The sequence below is a fragment of the Paenibacillus sp. LPE1-1-1.1 genome, assembly GCF_040676435.1.
Lineage (GTDB): Bacteria > Bacillota > Bacilli > Paenibacillales > Paenibacillaceae > Pristimantibacillus.
In genome coordinates, this window is the sequence record NZ_JBEGHY010000012.1 from 148,542 (window position 1) to 172,898 (window position 24,357).

Annotated in this window: 27 protein-coding genes; 18 read left to right on the forward strand and 9 right to left on the reverse strand. The window is 45.2% G+C overall.

Annotated features, from left to right (window positions below):
• The first annotated feature begins 181 nt into the window (after positions 1-181).
• The 3 genes from MRBLPE1_RS11365 to MRBLPE1_RS11375 all read left to right on the forward strand — a co-directional run bounded on the left by MRBLPE1_RS11365 (position 182) and on the right by MRBLPE1_RS11375 (position 3,328).
• Positions 182-1,099: a DUF3885 domain-containing protein gene (locus MRBLPE1_RS11365; protein ID WP_364145349.1), complete on the forward strand. Its 918-nt coding sequence runs from the start codon at positions 182-184 to the stop codon at positions 1,097-1,099.
• A gap of 446 nt (positions 1,100-1,545) precedes the next feature.
• On the forward strand, positions 1,546-2,973 hold the full coding sequence (lepB, locus tag MRBLPE1_RS11370; protein WP_364145351.1) for a signal peptidase I: 1,428 nt from the start codon (positions 1,546-1,548) through the stop codon (positions 2,971-2,973).
• 139 nt (positions 2,974-3,112) lie between these two features.
• Positions 3,113-3,328 (forward strand): diguanylate cyclase domain-containing protein, encoded by a 216-nt coding sequence (locus MRBLPE1_RS11375; protein WP_364147230.1) that lies wholly within the window; start codon positions 3,113-3,115, stop codon positions 3,326-3,328.
• A 95-nt stretch (positions 3,329-3,423) separates the two neighbouring features.
• Here MRBLPE1_RS11375 and map read toward each other — a convergent pair whose 3' ends face one another.
• A complete protein-coding gene (gene map, locus MRBLPE1_RS11380) occupies positions 3,424-4,170 on the reverse strand; it encodes a type I methionyl aminopeptidase (protein WP_364145353.1) in 747 nt (248 codons plus the stop codon).
• 7 nt (positions 4,171-4,177) lie between these two features.
• Positions 4,178-4,762: a TetR/AcrR family transcriptional regulator gene (locus tag MRBLPE1_RS11385; protein ID WP_364145355.1), complete on the reverse strand. Its 585-nt coding sequence runs from the start codon at positions 4,760-4,762 to the stop codon at positions 4,178-4,180.
• A gap of 659 nt (positions 4,763-5,421) precedes the next feature.
• On the opposite strand from MRBLPE1_RS11385, the gene MRBLPE1_RS11390 reads away from it, so the two are divergent.
• Together MRBLPE1_RS11390 and MRBLPE1_RS11395 are read left to right on the forward strand one after the other, a co-directional pair.
• Positions 5,422-6,021 (forward strand): hypothetical protein, encoded by a 600-nt coding sequence (locus MRBLPE1_RS11390; protein ID WP_364145357.1) that lies wholly within the window; start codon positions 5,422-5,424, stop codon positions 6,019-6,021.
• A 614-nt stretch (positions 6,022-6,635) separates the two neighbouring features.
• The gene (locus tag MRBLPE1_RS11395) at positions 6,636-7,112 is read left to right on the forward strand and encodes a hypothetical protein (RefSeq protein ID WP_364145359.1); all 477 of its coding nucleotides are present in this window, start codon (positions 6,636-6,638) and stop codon (positions 7,110-7,112) included.
• Positions 7,113-7,733: 621 nt separating this feature from the next.
• Here the strand turns inward: MRBLPE1_RS11395 and MRBLPE1_RS11405 are convergent.
• A complete protein-coding gene (locus tag MRBLPE1_RS11405) occupies positions 7,734-8,051 on the reverse strand; it encodes a hypothetical protein (protein WP_364145363.1) in 318 nt (105 codons plus the stop codon).
• Between the two features lie 740 nt (positions 8,052-8,791).
• Between MRBLPE1_RS11405 and MRBLPE1_RS11410 the strand changes: the two genes are divergently transcribed.
• The 5 genes from MRBLPE1_RS11410 (at position 8,792) to MRBLPE1_RS11430 (ending at position 11,450) form a co-directional block, all read left to right on the forward strand.
• Entirely contained in the window at positions 8,792-9,418 is a 627-nt protein-coding gene (locus tag MRBLPE1_RS11410; protein ID WP_364145365.1) for a DUF5412 family protein, read from the forward strand.
• A 131-nt stretch (positions 9,419-9,549) separates the two neighbouring features.
• Positions 9,550-9,960 carry a tyrosine-type recombinase/integrase gene (locus tag MRBLPE1_RS11415; RefSeq protein WP_414698880.1) on the forward strand — a complete coding sequence of 137 codons (411 nt, stop codon included), beginning with the start codon at positions 9,550-9,552 and terminating at the stop codon, positions 9,958-9,960.
• A gap of 15 nt (positions 9,961-9,975) precedes the next feature.
• Entirely contained in the window at positions 9,976-10,251 is a 276-nt protein-coding gene (locus MRBLPE1_RS11420) for a tyrosine-type recombinase/integrase (protein ID WP_364147234.1), read from the forward strand.
• Between the two features lie 69 nt (positions 10,252-10,320).
• Positions 10,321-10,650, forward strand: coding sequence for a hypothetical protein (locus MRBLPE1_RS11425; protein WP_364145367.1), 330 nt, complete (start codon positions 10,321-10,323; stop codon positions 10,648-10,650).
• 236 nt (positions 10,651-10,886) lie between these two features.
• Complete coding sequence (locus MRBLPE1_RS11430) at positions 10,887-11,450, forward strand: GNAT family N-acetyltransferase (RefSeq protein WP_364145368.1); 564 nt, start codon at positions 10,887-10,889, stop codon at positions 11,448-11,450.
• A gap of 273 nt (positions 11,451-11,723) precedes the next feature.
• Here the strand turns inward: MRBLPE1_RS11430 and MRBLPE1_RS11435 are convergent, their stop codons facing one another.
• Together MRBLPE1_RS11435 and mraY are read right to left on the reverse strand one after the other, a co-directional pair.
• Positions 11,724-12,041, reverse strand: coding sequence for a hypothetical protein (locus tag MRBLPE1_RS11435; protein WP_364145370.1), 318 nt, complete (start codon positions 12,039-12,041; stop codon positions 11,724-11,726).
• 367 nt (positions 12,042-12,408) lie between these two features.
• Positions 12,409-13,359: a phospho-N-acetylmuramoyl-pentapeptide-transferase gene (gene mraY / locus MRBLPE1_RS11440; protein WP_364145372.1), complete on the reverse strand. Its 951-nt coding sequence runs from the start codon at positions 13,357-13,359 to the stop codon at positions 12,409-12,411.
• A gap of 433 nt (positions 13,360-13,792) precedes the next feature.
• On the opposite strand from mraY, the gene MRBLPE1_RS11445 reads away from it, so the two are divergent.
• The 5 genes from MRBLPE1_RS11445 to MRBLPE1_RS11465 all read left to right on the forward strand — a co-directional run bounded on the left by MRBLPE1_RS11445 (position 13,793) and on the right by MRBLPE1_RS11465 (position 17,558).
• Entirely contained in the window at positions 13,793-15,262 is a 1,470-nt protein-coding gene (locus MRBLPE1_RS11445; RefSeq protein ID WP_364145374.1) for an FAD-dependent oxidoreductase, read from the forward strand.
• A 75-nt stretch (positions 15,263-15,337) separates the two neighbouring features.
• Entirely contained in the window at positions 15,338-15,934 is a 597-nt protein-coding gene (locus tag MRBLPE1_RS11450; protein WP_364145376.1) for a TetR/AcrR family transcriptional regulator, read from the forward strand.
• A gap of 317 nt (positions 15,935-16,251) precedes the next feature.
• Positions 16,252-16,611: a DUF7674 family protein gene (locus MRBLPE1_RS11455; RefSeq protein ID WP_364145377.1), complete on the forward strand. Its 360-nt coding sequence runs from the start codon at positions 16,252-16,254 to the stop codon at positions 16,609-16,611.
• A 73-nt stretch (positions 16,612-16,684) separates the two neighbouring features.
• Positions 16,685-17,059, forward strand: coding sequence for a DUF2750 domain-containing protein (locus MRBLPE1_RS11460; protein ID WP_364145379.1), 375 nt, complete (start codon positions 16,685-16,687; stop codon positions 17,057-17,059).
• 121 nt (positions 17,060-17,180) lie between these two features.
• Positions 17,181-17,558 (forward strand): hypothetical protein, encoded by a 378-nt coding sequence (locus MRBLPE1_RS11465; RefSeq protein WP_364145381.1) that lies wholly within the window; start codon positions 17,181-17,183, stop codon positions 17,556-17,558.
• Between the two features lie 610 nt (positions 17,559-18,168).
• On the opposite strand, the gene MRBLPE1_RS11470 is transcribed toward MRBLPE1_RS11465, so the two are convergent.
• The 3 genes from MRBLPE1_RS11470 to MRBLPE1_RS11480 all read right to left on the reverse strand — a co-directional run bounded on the left by MRBLPE1_RS11470 (position 18,169) and on the right by MRBLPE1_RS11480 (position 20,769).
• A complete protein-coding gene (locus MRBLPE1_RS11470; RefSeq protein WP_364145382.1) occupies positions 18,169-18,822 on the reverse strand; it encodes an NADPH-dependent F420 reductase in 654 nt (217 codons plus the stop codon).
• Positions 18,819-19,796 (reverse strand): SDR family NAD(P)-dependent oxidoreductase, encoded by a 978-nt coding sequence (locus tag MRBLPE1_RS11475; RefSeq protein ID WP_364145384.1) that lies wholly within the window; start codon positions 19,794-19,796, stop codon positions 18,819-18,821. The genes MRBLPE1_RS11470 and MRBLPE1_RS11475 overlap by 4 nt, the downstream gene beginning before the upstream one ends.
• Before the next feature lie 211 nt (positions 19,797-20,007).
• Positions 20,008-20,769, reverse strand: coding sequence for an SDR family NAD(P)-dependent oxidoreductase (locus tag MRBLPE1_RS11480; protein ID WP_364145386.1), 762 nt, complete (start codon positions 20,767-20,769; stop codon positions 20,008-20,010).
• A 465-nt stretch (positions 20,770-21,234) separates the two neighbouring features.
• Here MRBLPE1_RS11480 and MRBLPE1_RS11485 point away from each other — a divergent pair, with 465 nt between their 5' ends.
• Positions 21,235-21,846, forward strand: coding sequence for a TetR/AcrR family transcriptional regulator (locus tag MRBLPE1_RS11485; RefSeq protein ID WP_364145387.1), 612 nt, complete (start codon positions 21,235-21,237; stop codon positions 21,844-21,846).
• A 161-nt stretch (positions 21,847-22,007) separates the two neighbouring features.
• Here MRBLPE1_RS11485 and MRBLPE1_RS11490 read toward each other — a convergent pair whose 3' ends face one another.
• Positions 22,008-22,190, reverse strand: coding sequence for an XRE family transcriptional regulator (locus MRBLPE1_RS11490; protein WP_364145389.1), 183 nt, complete (start codon positions 22,188-22,190; stop codon positions 22,008-22,010).
• 331 nt (positions 22,191-22,521) lie between these two features.
• On the opposite strand from MRBLPE1_RS11490, the gene MRBLPE1_RS11495 reads away from it, so the two are divergent.
• Positions 22,522-23,385 (forward strand): aminoglycoside 6-adenylyltransferase, encoded by an 864-nt coding sequence (locus MRBLPE1_RS11495; protein WP_364145390.1) that lies wholly within the window; start codon positions 22,522-22,524, stop codon positions 23,383-23,385.
• Positions 23,386-23,766: 381 nt separating this feature from the next.
• Positions 23,767-24,291 carry a tubby C-terminal domain-like protein gene (locus tag MRBLPE1_RS11500; RefSeq protein ID WP_364145392.1) on the forward strand — a complete coding sequence of 175 codons (525 nt, stop codon included), beginning with the start codon at positions 23,767-23,769 and terminating at the stop codon, positions 24,289-24,291.
• Positions 24,292-24,357 lie beyond the last annotated feature (66 nt).

Sequence of the window (24,357 nt, forward strand, 5' to 3'; positions counted from 1 at the left end):
AAACCTCGTTTATGGTGAATGATTGAATTAACGGGAAACTATAGTTCAATAGCGTAGGGGCTCCAAGTGTTAGCCCAATACTCCGTAAAACTTGCAATAAGCTTGATAGCTAAGAGGTTCATGGAAACACGAACAGTTAACAAGTTAACAAAAAAATTACGTGTTAACGAAAGGGCAGCATATGAAAACCAGTGTAGTTAATAATATGTTCAAGCAAAAATACTGGATAAGATTTGAACTTGGACCAGTTGGTCTTGAGGAAAAAGCATACGTTAATGAGGTAATGCAACGCTCGAACAGCATATGTAACTTTCTCTTTTCAAAAAATGACGAAGTTCATGTGATCAATCGCATTAGCTACTTGAAAGAAAAAAGTAAGCACGACAAACTTGATATGCACCGTTTTTTTAAAACAAAACAAACAGTAAAACATCTAGAACACCAAGTGATTCCCTACGAATATGAAGACGATGCACAAATGGTAACCAGCGAGTATCGAGTTCGAGTGAAGTTCGAAGACATACGAATGTCATACCTGCTAATTGCTCTTGCTAATCAAGATTTTGGCAGGAAACCGCGCGTACACGGCAACGTAATGCTATTTAATTCAACCAAACAAATCTTGTTGTATATTTACGATGACCGTGGTTGTGATGTATATGGGGTGAGTAAAGAAAGCTTACTGCCATTGTATCACCAGTACCGCAGTTGGATCCTTGATTATGATCGTATACATATAGACAATGTTTTTGAAGAAGGGCTCGCAGGTGTCTTCGAGACAGAGACAGAGCGGTCAGCACGTCAATATGCCAATGAGCTAAAAGTGCAATCAACTGACATTAATCTATATAATAATAACACTTGTCATATTTCGCACATGCTTGAGATACCAAATAACCAGAACAAACAGTTCGAAGAGGAAATCGGGGGAACGGGATTCACGTTGAGGCTTCAAAGCAAAGATCAGGATACTTCCGTTTACCAAGTTACAAAGACAGAGGCGCTGGCGCTTATTGATTATCAGAGTGAGCTTATGAACCTATATTCTAAAAAATATGGAGGAGTATATTGTAGCTGGGAAATAGCAAGAGCGTTCTAGCTGAGCAGAATCTACAATTATTCAACTAACGGGAAACGATAGTTGAACAAACATGGAGTAGTTTGCTGCGGCAGCTGCTCCCTTTCTTTGTTAAGCTAACGGGCAGTTTAGTATAATCATAATTATCGGTAACATTATCCAAATAGCGGAACGCAGTTTAATGTATAATAAAACTTTATCTAATATCTGTACACGTGAAATACGCATGGATAAATTGTTAAAAACCGGACTAAAGTCTAGAGTCTTCTCCATCCAATATCAGATGTCTCTTCTGAGCGCATAAGATATTATGAAACTAGAGAACAAAATGATGCACTTCAGGATGCAGAAAAAGATGAGTAGAAGTAATTAAGGCTTCGTTATTGATTAGCAACTCGATCCGCATACATGTATTTTCATGCTGGTTTTACAATTGACGAAGTTACAAGAAAGCAGGTGATGACGACATGAAAGTAATGACAGAGCCACCGGCCTCACGATTAGGGAAGATGCGTAGAATCTGCGGATATGGCGCCGCCATAGCGGTGACGCCATATCTGCTTATAAAAATTGTCTGGACTTTTGGTCTCTTTCTTCCAACCGAGCAAATGGGCGACTCCAGTTGGCGAGCGATCAACGCAGCAACCGCGGTGATCGCTGCGGTGGGTATCCTGCTGGCGATGGCGTTCTGCAGGCCGTGGGGTGAACGGCTGCCAGCGTGGCTGGTTGCTCTTCCCGTATGGATGGGCACCGGTCTGCTCGTACCCATGCTGTTGTTGGCACCAGTGCTCGGACCGGCCGCCATGACCCGGGATAAGGAGGCTGGCGCCGCCCACTTCTGGGCATACGAGCAGATCTTCGTCATGATCTCGCTGGCCGGGGTCGGCATTTGCCTGCCACTTGCCTTGGCAGGTTACGCCAAGGCGCGGTGGCCCGAGGCGATGGGCGGACCGACCGACTACGCGGAGCTGCCGGGACACACCCGACAGCTGCAAGTTTCCTCGGCTAGGCTCGTCGCTGCCGGCTGTATCCTGCTCGGCGTCATCAAGGTGTTCTGGGCGGCGGGTGGCACCCTCGGCATCGACCAGGCCATGCTGAATCACCGTGATATATGGTGGCACCTCCTGACTTTGAGTACTGGCGTGTGGGCCATCGCGGGGGCGTGGGGCCTGATGGTGATGACCTCCCGCCGTGGGACTCGGAGATTCCTACCCCCTATGGCGGCGGTATGGATCTCGTCGGGAATGCTGTTCTCTTATAACCTCTTTTCCGCCATTCGCCCCGATTCACAGTACTCCCCGGAGTACCCGCTGGCACGAATTTTGACCACAGAGGCCGGCATCGTCTTGGGTGTGATGATGGGGATGATCATCCTGCTAGTGCTGCATGACCGCCGGCGCGCTGTCGACCCGAAGTATTTCAATCAGAATGATATTAATCGCGGCGATGTAATTTACTATAAAACCCCAACAATTGATAAGAACAAATATCCACAGCTAAATCCGCCCGAGTATAATATTGCAAGGGTTATAGCTCTTCCAGGCGAAGAAATTGAAATAAAAAAAGGCCAAGTTTATGTTAACGATAAAAGGTTAGATACCTTCTATGGTAAGGCTCTCAGTTGGGGACTCGAAGAAGAAGAGTATTTTAAGACAGTCAATAAGCCAGGTACAGCTCAATGTGATGTATCATGCCAGAAAACCATGAAAGAATACTTCAACATGGAAATGGATAAGGTTAAAGTGCCTGAAGGACATCTCTTTGTTTTGGGTGATACGTGGTGGAGAAGTATTGACAGTCAAATCTATGGTTCTTTACCTGTCACCATTATCAAGGGAAGGGTATTGGGATATGCTAGTAACGGACAACTTTCAGAATCTACACTTAACAAATAGTAAGCGATTGAACTAACGGGTACGATAGTTGAATAATACACATGAATGAGCAGGCTCTGTGAGGGTCTGCTCATTTTATTAAGCTAACGGGCATGATAACGCAACGGAGCGCAATCGAACTAAAGGACAGAAATGCTCGATTAAAGACACTCATGGCCATCATGCGGGAGATCTTGTATTGTATCATCTGGCCCGGTTATTGTCCGATTCAGCCGGCGTTTCCGATTTTGTCGCGTGGTTGACGGGAGATGAATTCGTCGTACTGGCTTGTGATCGCTTCCAGGAGAGCCGCCTCATCACGATCCTTGATGATATGCTGTTCGCAAACCTGCACCAGCTCCTTGGGACTCTATAAGAGAGCAGATGAACGCAAGTATCGGATGAAGAAAGATACTACGCTGAATACGTAAAAAAGAGGTCGACCATCTCGTTGGTCGGCCTCTAATTATTCTATTGCGCGGTCAGGATTTGTGGACCTTCAGAGGTGATGGCGATCGTATGCTCGTATTGGGCGGCGAGCTTGCGGTCCAGCGTCCGGGCGGTCCAGCCGTCCGGATCGATTGTCATGTAGTAGGTGCCTTCGGTGATCATGGGCTCGATCGTGAACACCATGCCTTCCTTGATGCGGAGGCCATTACCAGGCTTGCCGATATGTATATAGTTCGGCGCCTCGTGCAGGTCCCGACCGATGCCATGGGCGAGAAGGTCGCGCACGACGCCGAAGCCGTTCGATTCGGCATGCCGCTGGATCGCGCTCGTCACGTCGCCGAGCCGATTGCCGGGTTGCGCCTGCCCGATGCCGAGGTCAAGGCATTCCTTCGTGACGCGCATCAGCTTCTCGGCCGTCGGCGAGATCTTCCCGACCGCATAGCTCCAGGCTGAATCGCCGAGCCAGCCGTCGAGCTCCGCGACCGTGTCGATCGTCACGATATCGCCTTCCTCAAGTGGCTTATCTGTAGGGAAGCCATGTGCGATCACGTCGTTGACGGAGGCACAGGTCGCATATTGATAGCCATTGTAGCCCTTCGTGTATGGCTTGGCGCCGTGCTTCAAAATAATTTCCTCGAATATGCGCTCAATCTCGTTCGTCGTGATGCCTGGTTTGATGAGCGGGGCGATCGTGCGATGGCATTCGGCCACCACTTGGCTTGCCTTGCGGATGGCCTCGATTTCATGCCTGCTTTTTAAGATGACCATGTTTGTATCAGGACTCCTTCGTAATAGCTTGCATCGCGAGCTGGGCGATTCGATCGACATCCAGCTCGGAAGTGCTCGCATAGTAGTTCAGCCCGCAACAGCCGACCAGCACGGCAAGCATATAGTCGACGCTGTCGTCTTCGCGCTGGGCGATCGATTGAAGCGGAACGTACAGCTGTTCCATGAATCGACTCTTGGCAGGGTACCGATCCTTCTCAGGCAAGCCTGCATAATGTTCCGCCGCCATTTTGTAGACGAGATATGCGCGGGCGTCCGACTGCCACAGCCGGAGCAGCACCTTGCAATACGTCAATAGCTTCCTGTTATCCGGGGTGCCGCGGCTGATGTTCGCCCATTCTGCCAGGACTTGCTCGCATCGGTCGAAGCCACTGCCCAGCACATCTTCTATTAGTAAATGCCGGTTGGGGTAATAATGGTAAACCGTGCCGTAACCGAGCTTGGCCTCGCGGGCGACGTCGCGAATATCAAAGCTGCCGCCTGTGCGGAAGTAGGTGCGCGCAGCGAAGTCCAGGATCTGTTCTCTGCGCTGCATGCGTATAAGCTCATTTTGTTCTTTGGTGCGGGGGCACATGGGCGCGTGAACCTCCTTTTGTAGACCTGCAAATTTGTCAATATAAAGAGTGTAACGCATAGGGCGGAGAAATGCAATTATCTATTGGTGTTCGGCGAAACAAAGTATTAGACTGAAAAATAAAGTACTAGACCGTGAAAATAAAGTTGTAGACTGCATGCTCTCGTTAAGCTAACGGGCAGTATAGCGCAACTTCGTATAGAAAAATAAGTATTATAGTAATTAATCAATTAAATAAGATGAGGACGTGCTCTAATATGCTCATAATATTTCTAATTGGTTTTATCCAAAAACACAGCGAGGCTGCCGGTCCATGCCGGCAGCCTTGATCTGGTGAGTATTGAGCTATCGTTACCCGTTAGTTCAATCATTTGGAGTCTCATGGCATAGGAGTTAGTAAGTTCTTCATCGTGCTCATCATCCAAAGATACATAATAACAGATACAATCGTACCTGAAAGGATACCATTATATAGTTTGTGGAATTTCATTATTTTTTCAATCAATTTATAAAAGATCATAAAGAACATCATTGTGACCATTAGTAGAGCGTAACTAGATCCATACATATACGTTAAAGTAAGTATGTGGTTGTCGTAACACTTGGATTATGAAAAATTTTATTATGTCGACAGAGTCTCAAGGAGGGAGGTTTAACAAATGAAAGTAAAAAAAGTATTATTTATTATGGCACCAGTTACTGCCGTAATTTTTCTTTGGTTATCAGGCTTGATTGGTTTATGGGCTGGAGGGATAGGTTATATTGCGGATAACACCAAAAAATTTACTGATAGAAACGGTCATGTTGTACAAGGGGAATTTACCATTGCGATTGACCTGTCAAATTTAAAAAGTAACATTGGAAAAGAGTTATACAATGATGGTACCCATAGAATATATGTATCCTGGATTGATAATACAGGAAATATAAATTCTGGCGGGTATAGTATTGGTTTTAGGTCAAGTGGACACTATTCTCTAACAGGTGCTTCATTAATTTCAGGGGGGCATCATGCTACCGTAAACGGAAATTCATTTACAACAATTATTACTGCTAAAATGACAGCACAATATAAAAGCAAAAACTATACCAGTTCAGTATCGGGTGTGAGTGGGTTAAACTATAAAGACGGAGATGATTTTTCTTTCTATATTTTCCCGACTGAATCTTATGAAATACAAGAAATCTCATTAAACGAAACAGGCATAGTACATTTAACCGTTACAAAACTTTTTAAAAATATCTGGAGCAAAAAATAATGGATTTATTACGCTAACGGGACATTAACTTAACAATCACCAGGACGAGGCTGCCGGCATGAAACGGCAGCCTCGTTGAGCTATATAGCTTACCCAAGTAATGAACGTTTCTTGATTGAACTAACAGGTAACGAGTAACGATAGTTCAATAAGGACAGGACGGCAGACGGCCAGACGTTCCACTGCATTTTTCGTTGAAGTGATTAGTTATATTTTGATTCGGAGGAAACATACTGAAACGTATAAATACTATTGCCCTGCTTGGAATTCTTGTCATCGGCCTTGTTTTACTTTTCGGGATTAGATTCATTGGATCCCCTGTACCCATTGATATGGAGAATTCGAAAGACCCCGTAGAGAACGAATTAAAATATCTAGGGAAAATGGGGGAGGTAAATCGAAGGCTCAAGTACACTAGGCTAATATTCATTGGAATAATGATGTTTATTCAGGCGGTGATGATGTCTTGGTTAATATCGTAAGAATTCACCGGCAAATTTTATTAATAAAACTCTACCGACACATATCAACAAAAACTAGTCCTTGGTACATATTAACAAATTATTATCCAAGTAGGATAATAAACTCAACCATTAGTTGGGGGAGAGTGAGTGTTGGATTTGAAGAGAATAAAAATGTTTATGGCTGCTGCGTTGGTTGGGTTTAGTCTGTTTTCGATAACCGCAGGAACGGCTTCCGCTTCTTCTGGTTTATGGCTCGACGAGAAACCGGGAGATTACAATCTGGAAGTCCGCACCTCAAAGCACCGTACCATTGGGAGAATTGGTTATTTTACGGACTATGGTCCTATAGGTGATTGGACAAACATTAGCGGCAAGCCACTAAAGGTAACAATAAGAATTTTTCCACCACCAGGAGGTTTAAAGATCCGGGCCTGGGTTTATGATGCTGGAGGCTATCTGGATCCAAATCCGAAGCCAGTTTCGGACGGCGTCGCACAAGTATATAACACCATAGTCCAGCCAAATGATAGACTTGTATATTATTTAGAGGCTAATGATTACGAGGAAATTGAGGAGCTAAGAAGAAAACCTATAATAGTGGTAATTGATGCTATACCGTTAAGCTAACACAAAAATCCCCGCTAGCCGAAGCTAGCGGGGATTTCACTTTACTCGACGGTTATGATATTTATCTTGACATCCCAGGTCACCGTTGCACCGAGCGCCTCACCGTAGGCCCGCGCTGCGACGTATGTGACGCCGTTGATCTGCTTGGAGTCGACCACCTTGCCGCGTACCACGACCGGTTTAGAACGAGTAAAAGAGTAACTTATATTTTTGTCGACCAAAATTTATGTAGTATAGTGTGTGACACCAAAACAATCTAATGATAGCGATGGTGAGAGAAGTCCATTATCATACGGGGCAAATCATCTATGCAGCAAAAATGTGAAAGGGACAGCTTGTATGGCAATACGATTAAAAACATTATATCTAAAAGGATTACAACAAGCGCCATTGAACTAACGGGAAACGATAGTTGAATGAACGCAGCGTAAACTAGTCCGTTTCAGGGACTGGTTTTTTTCTATGCGGTGATCACCCTCTGTTCATAAAACGATCGTTTTTTAGAATTTATAAACATCAATTTAAAATGGAGAACGTTAGTTGAACAAGAAAGTTTCTTCTAGCCTGTTAATCTCTGATCCTTCAGCTTGTTCAAGCGGGATACAGACGCTTATATTGCATTTAATCCGCCTCAAGTTCACGCGCATCCTTAAACATTAATATTACCGCTGTTATGAATAAGACTGCGGTCATTACGCAGCATTCCGCGAAAGTCATGCCAAGACCGAACCACAGTTCGAGGACTGCGTAGAGTCCCGCCGCTGAGCCGGCAAATATGCCGATGCACGCGAATAGTAACGCGATGAATACGAACATGTGGCCGCCAGTGTTTGGTTTGTACAATGTTTTTTTTTCCGGATTCAGAATTAACGAGATCCGCTCCATAGTCGCCAGAAGCACGCGTGACTTGTTTAGTTTTATTCTTTTATTTGGTGACAAAGTTATCTCCCCTAATATCTTCATATATTCTTTTTCGGAAATTGGACTGGTTAATTTAAGACCTGAAGAGATTCCAAGGGCGAAACTGGACGAGAAACTGGCGGAGGCAGGCATAAGATAGCACAATTTTCTAAAGCTTTTTGCTCAATTATGATTAAACTAACGGGCAACGATACTTCAATACTGACAGGGCTGCCGTTAGGTAGCCCTTCGTTCAACTAACAGGCAGTTTTACTTAATACATTTGCATGTTACTGGGTAGATTAACCAGTGGGGTGAATTTTAAGTGAAGCTATGTAATTTAATATTAGTAATAAGCTTTCTTATAGGACAATTACATAACCATGACGATAATCGTGCCCAGCTTTTGCGAGTATACACGGATTTACCCGAGGAATCAGGGTGGTGGGTTGTTCCAAAAGGCGTTAGTAAGATGACAATCCATGCCGATCCCAAAAATACAGAAACCGTTCTTTTTTGGTTAATACCGACAGGGACGGAGACTTGGAGTGAAAGAGAACTCATTGGTTATGACAAAGATGGAAATGATGGATGGTCTGTAACATGGAAGTTCGGCAATCAGAGACTTCATGACCACATTCATGTTCAGGCGTTGGGAAGCGATAGTTATACACAATCTAACTGCACAAGAACCATAATGGCATTACGCTAACGGGTAACGATAGTTCAAAAAGAAAGGGCTGCCACACAGCCATTCGTTCAACTAACGGGCAGTTTACTTGAAGAAGAGCATTGCTAAATTATCATTATTTGAGATGATTGTTATTGAACTTAAGAAGGGGGGGATTATCATTCTAATTCTATTTGGTTTCTTAATTTCTTTCATTACTGTTATATTATTTTTGATTTTATGTGCTAACATTATAATTTTTTTCATTAATAAGAGAGCTTTTCCTAAAAAATTGATGATTGCAACGTTGTCAGGGGTTGTTCTGGCATCTTCAATCTATTTTTATGAAATGTACTTTTTTACATTTAGTGATATTGATAGAGAATTCAACCAAAAGGGACCTGGACCTGTAACATCCCCCACTGAAGAATATACGGCTAATGCTTATTATGAACTTTATGGTGGTGCAGCAGGCGGTGTTAATGTATGGGTTGAAATCACAAACAATAATGAGAAGAATAAAGTGCAAATTGTTTATTATAGTGATGCAAAAAGTAATTTTTCTATGGAATGGGTGGATGAGGATACACTGTACATTCTAAATGACGAACCTAATTATCCAAATTCGAATAGAAGTATCAAATTAGAAATTGGTAAAGAGATTTATCACGAAAATGGTTTGGCTTGTAAAAGTTTGTTAATGAAAGGCGAATATGAGACTTGCTACCAAAACTAATATCTCTTATTGCGCTAACGGGAAACGCTTGTTTAATTAAGCAGTCTAAAACCTCCCATTAGAAGCAAACTAGAATTAATTGCTCTAATTTTTTAAGTGAGCTTTGGCGTCAATATGAAGCGGATAAAAGAATCCAGGGGTTTAGTCCGAATACATTGAAAGCCTATGCCTTACAGCTCAAGATGCTGGTCACAGAACTCGGTGACATCAATATTTCAGAGGTCACCTTGAATCTGCTGAAGGTATATCTAGCTAAGCAGTCCGATCGATTGAAGCCAAGCAGCCTGGGGCACCGCATCCGTTTAATACGTTCTCTTTTCCGTTTTGCCTATGAAGAAACATATTTATCTTCCAACCCCTCTCTAAAATTACGTGAACCAAAAATGGATAAGCGAATTCCTAAGTTTTTGATGGAGGAAGATGTTATTCATTTGAAGATTTCATGTCAGACATTATGGGAAAGAGCGCTACTTGAGTTTCTCTACAGCACAGGATGCAGAATTGGAGAGGTGGAGAAGATAAATATTGAGGATCTGAACTGAGAGAACTGCTCTGCCATAGTAAATGGCAAGGGTTCAAAGCAGAGGGAGGTTTACTTCACCACCGAGTGTAAAGTATGGTTGAAGAAGTATTTAGCCTGTCGCGAGGACTCATGTAAAGCCTTATTTGTAACCGATACAAATCCAGTTAAACGAATGGCAATTCCAACGCTCAGGTGTGCATTAAAGCGGCTTGCAGATCGGGGCGAGCTCGAAGCAAATGTATACCCTCATCGCTTTCGTCATACCTATGCATGCCAGCTCCGGCGAGAACTTTATCGTCGGTTCTTTTAGCGTCGTTTGTTTTGGAGTAGCGGTGGTATTACAGGGGATGGCTCTATATAAAAAAAGGAGACAAATAACTTGGAGAACAGATTAACTCCTAAACAACAAAAACGACAGCAAGAGCGTGAAACTATTGATGAGTATCACAAATTAGTAACTGAACAAGCTCTGGAACCCTTGTATCAATCTTTTTTGGAATGGAAATCAGGGGCTTTGCCTTATTTCGAACTATCTGAGCTAATCCACGGATTCCATAAAAAGAATCAGGAGATTTACAAGGACTTCACATACACAGATCATAAAGACCTCCTTCTACTTGCCAAAATGAAATTGGACCGATTAACTGAGGAGGATATTATTGATAATAAGTGGCTACTGGAACGATGGGGGTATGAAGATAAAACCTAAATTATAATAAGCTAGACAGAATGGCCTCCGCCGGACCAACATAAACGTCAGATACAGAGGAAAACAGATAGTGAGGCTCTGCTCCACCTGTTTTCATTAAGCTATTTGGCAGTTTAGTGCGAACTTGTTCAGGAAGGAAGACACAGACCCGGTCTGGAATTTATTTAAATATTATCTTAGGAGGACTAGGCCTATCCCCTTATAACCAATGTATACAAAACTAGGTGGGTGTTCATATGGAAGATGTGTTCAATGCGCTACCAGTCTTAGAGACCAATCGACTTAAACTAAGAAAGATAACATTAGAAGATGCAGAGGATATGTATTATTACTGTTCTAATGAGTTAGTACCGAAGTACGCTTCTTGGAATCCTCACAAAACAATCACAGAAACAAAAGAGGCGATTGAGCGAGTACTTATCCAGTGGAATAATAAAAGCTTGATTCATTGGGGTATTGAATATAAAGAAAATAGTAGGTTGATTGGTACAATAGAGTTCGCCACATGGGATAGACAGCATAAAATTGCCGAAATTGGATATGCCTTATCACCGGATTATTGGGGAAAGGGTATCGCAACGGAAGCCGCAAGAAAAGTCATTAAATTCGGTTTTACCAATATGGACTTGGTTCGTATTCAAGCAAAATGCTATTTAGAAAATATCGGTTCTGCACGAGTTATGGAAAAGGCGGAAATGTCATTTGAAGGAATTATTAGAAAGGGGCTCTTCATAAAAGGGAGACATCAGGATTTAAAAATGTACTCCATACTAAAGGATGAGTTTCAATCTATATGCTGAACTAAATTTAGTTTGATACACCCATAAGAACAAGCCAGTCGATTCAACTAACGGGTAACGATAGTTGAATGAACGCAGCGTAAACCAGTCCGTTTCAGGGACTGGTTTTTTTCTATGCGGTGATCACCCTCTGTTCATAAAACAATCGTTTTTTAGAATTTATAAACATCAATTTAAAATGGAGAACGTTAGTTGAACAAGAAAGTTTCTTCTAGCCTGTTAATCTCTGATCCTTCAGCTTGTTCAAGCGGGATACAGACGCTTATATTGCATTTAATCCGCCTCAAGTTCACGCGCATCCTTAAACATTAATATTACCGCTGTTATGAATAAGACTGCGGTCATTACGCAGCATTCCGCGAAAGTCATGCCAAGACCGAACCACAGTTCGAGGACTGCGTAGAGTCCCGCCGCTGAGCCGGCAAATATGCCGATGCACGCGAATAGTAACGCGATGAATACGAACATGTGGCCGCCAGTGTGTGGTTTGTACAATGTTTTTTTTTCCGGATTTAGAATTAACGAGATCCGCTCCATAGTCGCCAGAAGCACGCGTGACTTGTTTAGTTTTATTCTTTTATTTTGTGACAAAGTTATCTCCCCTAATCTCTTCATATATTCTTTTTCGGAAATTGGACTGGTTAATTTAAGACCTGAAAAGATTTCAAGGGCGAAACTGGACGAGAAACTGGCGGAGGCAGGCATAAGATAGCACAATTTTCTAAAGTTTTTTGCTCAATTATGATTAAACTAACGGGCAGGATAGTTGAAAACCACATTTCTTGTTGAGGGAGAAAGACAAAGGCTCCACCATTCGGTTGGTAGGGTCTAATAAGAGGAGGGTAAAGGGTGATTGACTTCAGAAGTAAAAGCCTATAAACCTTATTTTTTATACGGACACTAATACTTTTGGTGCTCATTGCCCTTTCTGACTTGTCCCTTATAAGAGAGGGCGAGCCTAGAGGGCATATTTCCAAATAAACCAACAGATAAAAGCGGACGCCCAAGAAATGAAACCAAACACCATGACGATCTTATTCTCGCTCCAGCCATACTTCAAGCTGAAATGATAATGAATCGGAGCCATTTTAAATAGGCGCAATTTCGTGCGTTTATAGTACCAGACTTGCAGGATGACCGAAAATTGTTCAGCCAGATAAACTGAAAACAGGATTGGGATTAATATTTCTACTTTCTCAATTACCGCTAAGATGGAGAGTGAACCTCCAATTGCTAGCGATCCAGTATCCCCCATAAATGCTCTGGCGGGATAAATATTGTATAGAAATAATCCGAGCAGACAGCCAATCATTACGAGCGAAAATGTTTGTACTTCCTGCTTGTCTGAAATTAGAAAAAAGAAAAAATATGTCGGGATTGCAACATTGATCAATAGCCCGTCTAGACCATCTGTAAAATTGATAGCATTCGCTGATCCAACCACAAATAGTAACATGATAGCTATGTACACGTAAACGGGCAAGTGTAGCTGAAAACCATTGAACAACGAAATATCGCTCGTCAGCGTAAACGAATGGAACAAAGTGATAAGCAGAATACCGGTAAATGCGAATTGAAACACAAGTTTTGTCCGTCCGGAGATGCCTGATGGATCTTGCCACGCTGCCTTTTTGAGATCATCCATAAAACCAATAGAACAGAATAAGAGAAACGTAACGCACAAAAAGATCATCAATGGTGCAGGGTGAAATTGTAGAGATGTTACCACACCGATAAGCAAAATGAGGCCAGCCATCAGTGGAGTCCCTTGCTTGGCTTGATGATCAGGGGGTAACTCAGACCGTATGGGCTGCGTTAGCTTCAGGTTGCGTAGCCCCCAAATGAGTAGTGGTGTAAAAAACGCCACAAGCAAAAGCGACAGACCAGATATACCCAACATTCCAAACATTCTGAATTCACCCCTTCCTTGTCATATAATGAAATATCCTGCACGATTCAGTTATACCTCTAAATCAACTATACATAAGGGTTCAAATTCAATAAAGTGAAAGTTTGCTTGGCTTTTTTTCCTAATTTCAGTATATGTCGTTGAACTAACGGGGAACTATTGCTCAATGATGACACGACGGCAGCTGGTTAGAAAGTTCGGCTGCCGTCGTTGCGCTCAAATGGGCGGTTTTCGTGCGGAAAACCGATTGACAAAAATTAGAAGCAGTGACATAATATCGTTGACTGAACGGTTCAATCTAAAATAAAAGCGAGTTTGAGACTGTGCATTGCGGAGAATCCGAGTTAAGTATTCTTATTAAGTAGTCTTTATTGGGAGCTCTTTTTTTGCTCCATTGTTGAATGAATCGAACCAAAACGAGGAGGAATGAATCATGTATACTCAACCTAATGAAAGCAAGGCAATCGTTATTGGTGGGGGTATGGCGGGATTGATGACTGCACGTGTACTTTCGGATTATTACGAAGAGGTGCTCATCGTCGAGAAAGATGGCTTTCCCGAACGCCCGGACATTCGCCCCGGAACTCCGCAGGCGTTTCATCCGCATCGCTTCACAACGCGCGGAAAATCAATCACGGACCGGCTCTTCCCAGGATATGAACACGATTTGACGGCGCTCGGCTCCCCCTCCTCGCTGGGCAAAACGATATACTTCATGAACCAGCACGGGACGCTCGAAGGAAAGTATGACCGCGACGATATCAAATTCAGCCGAGCGGTACTGGAGTGGGCCATCCGGGCGCGTGTGAAGGCCATTCCGAATGTGCGTTTTCTGCCCCGCCACGATGTGACCGGGCTCATCACCACTCCGGATCACGCTGCCGTTACCGGCGTTCAGGCCAGAGATCGGGATCAATCGTCGCAGGCTGTAATACTCGCTGCCGATCTGGTCATCGATACAAGTGGACGCTCCTCGAAGCTGTCGGAATGGCTGACGGTTCTCGGATACAAAGTTCCCCAGCCGGATCTGCTCAAGGTGTCGCTCGGGTATAGCACACGCCGGTATAAGGTGCCTGCCCATCTTTCTCACTTGGTCGATCAATGGGAGGTTATTAACCTCCAAGGCCAGCCAGCGAGCAACACGTACACGGGTGTATTCTCTTTTATCGAGAACCAGGTGGCCGAAGTGCTCCTCTACCGTCCAGGCGGAAACTATCCGCCAACAGATCCTGATGAGTTCGAACTGGCTGTAAAGCAGCTTCCGAGCCCGATCATAGCGGACATCGTGCGCGATTTGGAGCCAATCTCCTCTCCCCGCGGCTTCCGCGTTCCGGAGTTGTACTGCCATCGCTATGAGCAGATGTCCCGCTGGCCTACAGGATTGCTCGTCCTGGGAGACGCCTACTGCATATATGATCCCATCTTCGGCCAAGGCATGACGGTCGCTGCAGTTTCTGCCGAAATTCTGGAGAGCTGCCTGCGCGATCGGGCCGCTGGCTTGCAGGCTGATTGGGAGCACGGTGTGCTTCGTCACATCAAGGACGCGATTGAACCGGCCTTCTGGTTAAATTGCACCGCTGATTTGCGATGGGCAAACGTCGAATACGAGGGCTACGACGCGAGCGCGGGCCATGCGTTCAGCCGGGAATATATGGAGTTGCTTCTCAAGCACGCGATGAGCAAGCCCGATTGGCAGCTTTACGGACTCTATTGGGCGGTGAACACGCTGTCCTTATCCCCTCGCCACATTCTCAACCCGCACACCGCCCTTCACGTTCTATCCGCATCGGATGAAGGGCAGCGGCTGCTCGCCGGGCTTCAAGAGGGAGATGGTCGGTCAATCGAGGAGATTCTGGAGGAGCGGCTTCCCCGATTCGCCGAAAGCTCCTTTCCGGAGGTTTAACCTCACGCTAGGCAATCCGGATTTGCTATACTGATAAGAAGACAGCGATGTCCCTCGGAAAAGGAGTGCAAGGCGTTGGCACCGTTAAACGATACACAACTACAGCAAATCCATGACGAACGAAGAGAACAAATAAAAGCGGCGGCCATCTATGTGTTTGCCCGGAAAGGCATCCTTAGCGCGAAAATGAGCATGATCGCGGAAGCCGCAGGCATCAGCAATGGCCTGCTCTATCATTATTTCAAATCGAAAGACGAGTTGTTTACGATGCTCGTCCAAGACGCGATGGCCGGGACCGATGAGGCGATGAGAAGCGTCTATGCCTTGCCGGGAACGCCGATCGAGAAAATCAAGGCGCTCTCGTCAGAGATTCTCGATGAGAAAGGTGCTCCGTACTTCATGCTCATCCACCAGGCACGCACCTCCGACGGGGTTCCCGAACAGGTGAAGCAGCTGCTTGAGCAGTATCCCATGGACAATTTTATCGACAAGCTGCTGCCGTTATTCCAAGCGGGCCAGCAGGCTGGAGAACTCATGAATGAAGATCCGCGGGAACTGATTTCCTGTTATTTATCCGTCCTCTCCGGCATTATGGTCATTAATTCGAATGGAACTGACGATTATCAGATTCCGAAGGTAGAAATGCTGATGCGATTGATTGCCCGCGTTTAGCCGGTAGTTGTCGAGGCAATGAAAATTAGGCAGCCCGTCATAACGGGTTGTCTTTTTTCATGGATATAAAGGCAACGGACAGGAATCATTAATAAATCGGTGGCAAGCTGACGGAAGAGAAAATGTGGACGGTGGCTGAATGGGTGGCCTGCTCATTTTGTCTGATGAAAATAAAGTTGTAGACTGGCCACTGGCATTAAGCTAACGGGCAGGATAGTTTAATAACTTCGCGAAAAAGATGTTAGAAGAAATCGGTGGAAGCAATAAAACCACCATTAAAGAACAAGATATTAGACTTTTAAGAAGGTGGGTTAGGTTTGAAATTTAATGAACTTTCAAAAATATTTGTTAATGAATTCCCAAAATTCAGGCTTAACCTTATTGAACACGAAGCAAAATTTAAAGAAGTTCTTAACCATGTGTTTTTTGGTGACTTAAATGATTATTTAATCCGATTACTAAGAAAAGATATAGAAACCGAGTTACTAGTACGATTGTTTGAATTTTATGAGAGGATGGAATTAAAGGGGGATACTTTAGTTAAAGAAGTTTTGTCTTGCACTATTCTAGAGAGGCTTGGGGACGAAAAGGAAATACTAGAAATTGCTTATAAATATATGGGTAAGGAAACAAGAAAAGCGTCTGATAATATTGAAAGAGAATGGGGGAGATTATGAGAGCATCGAGCCATTCGGCAAGATTTATTACGCTAACGGGATACTTTAGTTCTATTATTAAGGAGAAGATATCTTGAATCAGAAAGAATTCGAAGCCGTCATCAAGCTTCCCGCGAATATTCGATATGAGTACTTTATAAAGAAGATTGCTGACTCTGAAGAAGTTTGGGGATTGTATGATGACGGTTGGGTAATCACTTCAGACATTAACGGGAAATTGCTTATTCCATTTTGGCCAAAGAAAGAGTTTGCAGAGTATTGTGCCTTTGAAGATTGGTCTAATTATAACGCACAGAGTATCTCATTGGACGAGTTTATTAATGACTGGTTACCTGGTATTGAGGAAGCACAGCATAAACCTTCCATATTTTGGAACAGAGATGATTCCGCAGTTCTTGAGGTTCACGTGCTGCTGAATGATATAATGCAGGAACTCGAAAATTATTGAACCATCGTTACGCTAACGGGAAACGATAGTTCAATGAAAACAGGCTGAATTGATAAATCACCATCGCATCTTTTTCATTGATTGGGGAAAAGTAAAGTATCCCATTGGTGAGGTGCGTCATATGAGAAGGACTATTCTTGTAGTCATATTACTTACATGTATTATGACTCGAAGTTCTATTCAAAATAAAATTCAAAAACAAGATAAAAAACCTGTTGTTGAATATCATGTTTTCAAATCGTTTCCTTATCCGATGTTGAAATGGAATAACCGTTTATACAGAATCACATCATATAATGTTTCAAATGTTGGTGATTTTCTTGGTGAAATAATTTATAGTCCAATAAGTCTTATAGAACCAAACAATTCAACTTCTTATTTTCCAAATGGAACAAAACTTTACTTAATTCCAGGCATTAAACCCACTGAAGCTGTTGCTTATGGAACCTCTTATAAAAATATTTATGGAAAAGCTATTGCACATAAAATTAATAAGTGATTGAAAGTGGCAGATGCCTTCAAGCTAACGGAGAACGATAGTAGAACAATATCAAGGAGCAGTTTGCTACGGCAGCTGCTCCATTTCTTTGTTAAGCTAACGGGCAGGATAGTTTAATCATTTCGCGAACACTTCATGGAGTATGGATTTTACGAAGTTCGTAAAAAAGAAGTTATACGACAGACCGAAGCCAATCGTACTTTAAGGACGATGTACTAATGAAACTTCATTTAAGAAGTGCAGAATTTAAAGATTTGGAATTGTTGACCGCCTGGCTCTCGTTTAGTCAGCCTTAGCTTAAGGCCCTATTCATGTATTGATGTCTTTAGCACGTTCTTAGCGTACATTTCTCACCCTACTTTCGGCAGTTCAGCCAAAAAATGGGGTGAGAATGGATCGTCAGCGCATTCAGTAAATCAGGGCGATCAACTTACCGTGTGCGCGACAACCTTCACGACGCAACGCTTATCAATTCCTCGTTTTTCGCCCAAAGCTAGCGTCGAGCGCATACGACCTTACGCCGTCGGCAAACGGGTTGGTCGTGTCATCGATCGGCGCGACCGCGCAATCTTCGAGATAGTGTCCTGCGGGTCGTGATGGGGGTCTTCACTCACGCCAAGATGATCCGTCGCGCCCTGGCGAGATTGGCGATCAGCTCAGCACGAGTCTGGTGCGCGTGCGCAGCCCAAGCTGGCTGGCCGGGACCGCTGCGCCATGACTCGCTGAGCGGACTGTTGTCGACAGTATCGAAACCGAACTGGTCGTACAGCCGCGTCACGAGTTCCGTGGCCTCAGGAAAGTTGCTCGAGACCGACAACGCATGGCGGTCGGGGGCGCCAGCTGGTCTGCTCGAAATGAAGAGGCGGGACGCTTGGATGTGGGTGAAGGCCTTCGCCACCTTCGAGGTACGAAGGTGCTTCTGCCGGAGCTCATGAACTGTCTTCTCACCAAAGTCGATCACGGGGAAATGGCCATCGCGCCAAGGCATGTAGTTGTTCGTGTCGAGCACGATCTTGCCCGCGAGCTGCTCCACAGGCATGTCGTTGACCAGCTTGAGGGGGACGGCCACGACGACGAAGTCACCAGCCTCGGCAGCGCCGGCCGCAGTCGCGGCGCGCGCTGACGGCCCGAGCTCGTCAATGAGGTCCTTCAACGTCTTGGTTCCTCGTGAATTGGCAATGACGACCTCATACCCGTTCGCGATCGCCGCACGCGCGATCTGGCTGCCGACCTCGCCCGCGCCAATGATGCCGACTACTGTCATGAGTACGTACCTTTCGCGCCTACCATTTCCTCGCTTTTCGCCCAAAGCCGCTCGGCTTTGTTAGCGTCGAGCGCATACGACCTTACGCCGTCGGCAAACGGGTTAGGCGTGTCATCAATCGGCGCGACCGCACAATCTTCGAGATAGCGTCCGCCGATTTCTTCTTTGTCAGCCACGACTGCTGCCCAGACCGAAGTTGCGGCTGCCTGCGCGATTTCTTTGAACTCCGCTGGCAGAAGACCTGCTTCGGCGCGAGCTTTGCCAACGGTCTCGAAAAGACCCTGCAAGTCTTCCTGCGAGAAATGGCGCGGGAGATCGGTAAGACTATTCCCGGGCATCACCGAGGCAGCTCGGATGCCACGATTGCGATACCGCTTATCTAATTCCACTGCGAAGAGAGTAGTGGCCGTTTTCGATCGGCCATAGGCGACAAATGGGTCGTATGCCTGTTGCTCGAAATTCGGATCGTCCAAGTCAACATCGGCGGCGCGATGAGCTTGGGACGATAGCACCACCAAGCGCCCGTTATCGACGAGCAGCGGCTCGATCCGATTAATCAAAGCGAAATGACCAAGATAATTCGTCCCGAACTGGACTTCGAAGCCGTCGGCCGTCCGACCGAACGGGGTTGCCATGATGCCAGCGTTGGCGATGATGGCCTCGAACCGCTGACCGTCGGCAAACAGCTTATCCGCGCATGCGCGAACGCTTTGCAAGGATGCGAGATCGAGCTCGATCAACTCTAGGTTGCCGCCTCCTCGCGCCGCGGCGTCAAGGAGTGATGCAGTGGCTGCCTCGGCTTTTGCTAGATCCCTGACCGTGCCGACGACGCTGGCGCCGTGAGAGACCAGTGAACGGACGGTTTCGAGGCCAATGCCCGATGATACACCCGTAATGAGAAGACGATATCCTTTGAGATCAATGCCGGAAAGCACCTGATCGGCAGTTGACTTTGCACTGAATTTTCTAGTCATATATTTTCTCCTTTAAATACATATTTTTAATTTAGAAGCATTGCTCTTTATCGGTCCGATCTTTGACATACCGATGCCGAGTGCTTCGCTGCATCAGATTGGTAGGTTCAAAGATCTCAATACACTTCTTGGTCGGTTGACTGCGATCACGACTAGCGCACGTCAGAAAGCTAGGCAGGTGCCCATGCATGGGCACCTGCTCCGGACGGCCTTAGTTTCCGATACCACCGGCCATATTGATGGTCTCACCGGTGATGTAGCCCCCATGTGGTCCAGCGAGGAAGCAGACGGCTTCTGCCACCTCTTCAAGGGTTGCAATGCGACGGATCGCATGCATGTCCAAGATGGTTTCAAGGGGTGGAAGATGATCAGCCACATCCTTGTTCATGTCCGTAGGCATGACGCCCGGCTGCACGACATTTACAGTGATATTACGGGGACCGAGGTCGCGCGCGATGCCCCTCGCATATCCTGCGAGCGCTGCCTTTGTTCCGGCGTAGTCGGCGACTCCTCTAAAGGGTACGTAATCGCCGAGCCGAGAGCCGATAAAAATAATGCGACCTCCGTCCGCCAGTTTGGGCGCCGCCGCGCGGGTATTGGCGATCGATCCCATGACATTGACTTGCCACTGACGATTGTATTTTTCTTCGTCGAAGCCGGGATCATCTACCATTTGGCCCTGGATCGCGATGCCGGCGTTGTTCACGAGGATGTCGAGCTTGCCGAATTCGGCAATCACCGAGTTAATTAGTGGCTTGGCGGAAGAAAGGTCCGCTTGGTCGCTTTTGATTGCCAATGCACGAACCCCCTTGGCCTTCAGCTTCTCTACGACAGCCTCCGCCTTTTCGGCCGAAGCCGCGTAGCTGATCGCAACATCTGCTCCGTGATCGGCAAACGCTTCCGCCGTAGCGGCGCCAAGGCCGCGTGAGCCGCCCGTAATGAGGACGACCTTGCCCTTCAATGATTTCTGCATGAAAAAACCTCCTATAATGATTTCAGATGAAAATAACCTCTTTGTACGTCGCTGGACACCCTCGCCCTGGTGATCGGCGAAATATCATAACGATCATTACGTTAATTTATATTATACATTTTGTCGCTCGCCGTCAATATATCATAACGATCATTACGTTAAGTTGTTTTATACATTTTATCGCGCACTGTCAATGGGTCAATTGCAGGGACGTCAGGTGGCGTCACGTTAGGATGATGCGTCGCGCTCTGGCAAGATTGGCCATCAGCTCGGGCCGGGTTTGGCGCCTGATGTGTGACACAAGATCCAGACGGCCGAGTATTTCGCCGTCGTGCGCTGCCGCAGGTCCTTGCCCGATGGACTGGCAGCGATCTGTAACGTGTGTTACGATAACGTATAGTATGAAAATTGGACATGAACCTTTTTAATATCGGCCGTTACAAAAAAAGCGAGGTGATCTGACTGATGGGACGTAAGCGCGAATTCGATGTGGATCAAGCACTGGACGCGGCGCTATGCGTGTTTTGGAGTAAAGGCTACGAGGGCGTGTCGTACACCGACCTGACGCAGGCCACTGGTGTCGAACGACCCGCGCTCTATTCGGCATTTGGCAACAAGGAAGCGTTGTTCCGCCGAGTTCTGGCGCGCTATTATGAGCAGTACCTGGATTTCATCCCGGTGGCGCTGGAGCTGCCGACCTCGCGGGAGGTGGCCGCACACATCCTCCTTAGAGCGGCCGAATTAAATACTCGTTACCCGGATCGCAAAGGATGTCTAGGTGTCCACGGCGCCTTGGCTGGTACGGACGATACCGAACCTATTCGGCGTGCCTTGATCGATGCGCGTGCAGACGGAGAAGCGTCGCTGCGCAATCGCTTCGAACGGGCAAAGCAAGAGGGAGATCTGCCGGAGACTACTAACTGTGCTGCGTTAGCTGTATTCGTGCTGACGGTGCTCCACGGTATGGCTGTTCAAGCCAAGGCCGGCTTCAGTCGGGACATGTTAGAGGCTGTTGTTGAGCAAGCGCTCTCGACCTGGCCTGCCGGCAGTTCCACACTTTCTGGAAAGTCATCCTAATCCTTAGTTCAGAAGAATATGAAACAACAAACCGGCAGCAGATCAGAGATCCGCTGCTGGTTTGTTGTTGAAGTAAAGGGCAGGATAGTTCCAATGGCCCCTATCATTAATTCGCACTACATGTTCCGGAAAAATCATTTTGCTGCTCTCAATCAATGGCTTCATATATCCCAAAATTGATCAGCTCGAATTGAAGGATCTATTTCCCGTAGAACTTTTATTACTTTTATTGCATTCTTGTATGCTGGTAACCTTCCATCATCTATAGCAAGTTGACTAATCGTCCCCCGACTTACTTTACTTTTTTCTGCAACCCACTGTTGCCTCCTTCTTTCCTGCTTCATTTACAGCCCCCTTAATTATTATCCTAGGAACGGAGTTCCTTTATAATTAATTGACGTGGTTATCGTTAATACGTTTGTAGATTATGAATTCTTATATGTTGTGACACGAGATTAACCCACCTGTACATTTACACTGTTCAAGTGGGCATATAAAGTCCAATGAAAATAAATTATTGTACTGAAGTAGACTTAGAAAATAAAGTATTAAACTGGCGGCGCTTCATTAAGCTAACGGGCAGTTTAACTCAACAATCGTTTAGGAAAATTTGTTGGATGGTACATAGCTCAATATGCTAACATGGGCATGTAACCATACTCTGGGGGGAGAACAATGAGTAGTGATCTATATGAGATTCTTGAAGAGCGTATATCTAACTGGGGACTTAGTAATGAGGAGATAATCACGATCTACATAGTTGGATCAAGAGCAAGACTGGACAAGCCGTTTGACGAATATTCCGATTTAGATCTAGTCATCTTTTCAACTAATCCAGATTACTATCTTCAAAATGACGAATGGTTACTACAAATCGGTACGGTCTGGACAAACTTTATGTTTCGAACCGTTGATGGGGATCCTGAGAAAATCGTTCTATTTGATCAAGGTTTGCAAGTTGACTTTTTATTTCGTCATATTTCGGATTTGGAACGTTCAATTAATCTAGACCAGATTCCCCAAGGCTTTCATCGTGGTGTCAAGATTCTACTTGATAAGACGGGAAAGGGACACAAGCTAGTACCTCAAACCATAATTGCCCCTGGGAATAATCCCATTTCACAAGAGGCTTTTTTGCAGGTTGTTAGTATGTTTTGTTTTGCCAGTCTGTACGTGGCAAAGCAAATTTTACGTAATGAATTTTGGGTAGTCAACCAAAGAGATAAAGACTGTAAACAGTTACTGCTACAAATGATAGAATGGCATGCAAAAGCCTCACATGGAGCGACATTTGATACATGGCATGCAGGAAGGTTTATCAAAGAATGGGCTGATAAAGATGTAATAGACGATTTGAAGCTTTCTTTTGGGGGATACGATCAAAAGAGCAGTTGGAAAGCATTAACCTTATCGTTTGAGTTATTCTGTCGATTATCTTCTGAAGTCGCAAACACGTATAATTATACTTTTCCAGCCAACTTATTTTCCAATATCAGAACTTGGGTTGAGGAACACCAAGTAGGTGTGAGATTAAGCTAGCGGGTAACGATAGCTTAACGAGAAAGGCATTCGGTTTAATGGCTTCCGTCTCAATAGGAGGTGTTAAAAATCAATCTCAATCGTTATTTAGGAATCTGGATAATTATCTTATTAATTGAACTACTGTACTTTGCTAATTTAATTCATCAGGTTCACGACATAGAAGAAACTGCATTTATTATTGTGGTCATTGCAGTTACGCTAGTCGTTGGCACTACTGTAATATGCAATTCCAGAAAATAGCGCAGAGGTAGCATCTTCGCCTATCTTGTTGAACTAACGGGTACTAAGAGTTCAATAACACATCTTGAGCTACCGTAGGTCATTCCGCAACCTCATTCGCATTATCGGACTTTGATGCAAAAGGAGGGAAGTGCGCCAATGAAGAGGTATACCTACGTTCCGCCAAAGCTGAAGCCCTCGACTAAACGTATTGAGGTAACGGACGAGGAAGGAAATGTGGTTTGTACGTACCAGAGAGTTTATCCGAACGCCGTAGCAAGAGTGTGCAATTATGTGTTCGATATTGCTTGGTCCGCTCAGGTAAACGTATACTCTACGGATGGTCTACCGGTTTTTCAATGCAAAAAAACGACGCCATGGTTCGGGAGACCAGAGTATGTCGTTCAGCATTGTAATACACAAGCCACCTACCGTGTTACTTATACGACATGGCAAAAGTTCGCCCCAGAATTTAAAATTACACATCTGAATCATGAATACGTGTTGAAGAAAGAAGTGTTAGATTGGGCTAAGTTTTTACAGGCAGGCGAGGAGTTGGCCAGGTGGAAGATGAAACCGACGGAATGGTTCAAGACACAGTTGGAGATCGAAGCTGCATGCCCAATCCAAGAACCGGAATTTTTCGTCGCTTTGTTCCACTGTATCTTCTATATTGGCGATTGATATAGGACTCGGGGTGCGATAGTGAAGGGGATTTTCGGCATTTATTAAGCTAACGGGTAATGATAG

Excerpts from the sequence above, each read along its gene's own strand:
- MRBLPE1_RS11365 (WP_364145349.1), top strand. The coding sequence starts at position 182 with ATGAAAACCAGTGTAGTTAATAATATGTTCAAGCAAAAATACTGGATA.
- lepB (WP_364145351.1), top strand. The coding sequence starts at position 1,546 with ATGAAAGTAATGACAGAGCCACCGGCCTCACGATTAGGGAAGATGCGT.
- map (WP_364145353.1), bottom strand. The coding sequence starts at position 4,170 with ATGGTCATCTTAAAAAGCAGGCATGAAATCGAGGCCATCCGCAAGGCA.
- MRBLPE1_RS11385 (WP_364145355.1), bottom strand. The coding sequence starts at position 4,762 with ATGTGCCCCCGCACCAAAGAACAAAATGAGCTTATACGCATGCAGCGC.
- MRBLPE1_RS11390 (WP_364145357.1), top strand. The coding sequence starts at position 5,422 with ATGAAAGTAAAAAAAGTATTATTTATTATGGCACCAGTTACTGCCGTA.
- MRBLPE1_RS11430 (WP_364145368.1), top strand. The coding sequence starts at position 10,887 with ATGGAAGATGTGTTCAATGCGCTACCAGTCTTAGAGACCAATCGACTT.
- mraY (WP_364145372.1), bottom strand. The coding sequence starts at position 13,359 with ATGTTTGGAATGTTGGGTATATCTGGTCTGTCGCTTTTGCTTGTGGCG.
- MRBLPE1_RS11445 (WP_364145374.1), top strand. The coding sequence starts at position 13,793 with ATGTATACTCAACCTAATGAAAGCAAGGCAATCGTTATTGGTGGGGGT.
- MRBLPE1_RS11465 (WP_364145381.1), top strand. The coding sequence starts at position 17,181 with ATGAGAAGGACTATTCTTGTAGTCATATTACTTACATGTATTATGACT.
- MRBLPE1_RS11470 (WP_364145382.1), bottom strand. The coding sequence starts at position 18,822 with ATGACAGTAGTCGGCATCATTGGCGCGGGCGAGGTCGGCAGCCAGATC.
- MRBLPE1_RS11475 (WP_364145384.1), bottom strand. The coding sequence starts at position 19,796 with ATGACTAGAAAATTCAGTGCAAAGTCAACTGCCGATCAGGTGCTTTCC.
- MRBLPE1_RS11480 (WP_364145386.1), bottom strand. The coding sequence starts at position 20,769 with ATGCAGAAATCATTGAAGGGCAAGGTCGTCCTCATTACGGGCGGCTCA.
- MRBLPE1_RS11485 (WP_364145387.1), top strand. The coding sequence starts at position 21,235 with ATGGGACGTAAGCGCGAATTCGATGTGGATCAAGCACTGGACGCGGCG.
- MRBLPE1_RS11490 (WP_364145389.1), bottom strand. The coding sequence starts at position 22,190 with ATGAAGCAGGAAAGAAGGAGGCAACAGTGGGTTGCAGAAAAAAGTAAA.
- MRBLPE1_RS11495 (WP_364145390.1), top strand. The coding sequence starts at position 22,522 with ATGAGTAGTGATCTATATGAGATTCTTGAAGAGCGTATATCTAACTGG.
- MRBLPE1_RS11500 (WP_364145392.1), top strand. The coding sequence starts at position 23,767 with ATGAAGAGGTATACCTACGTTCCGCCAAAGCTGAAGCCCTCGACTAAA.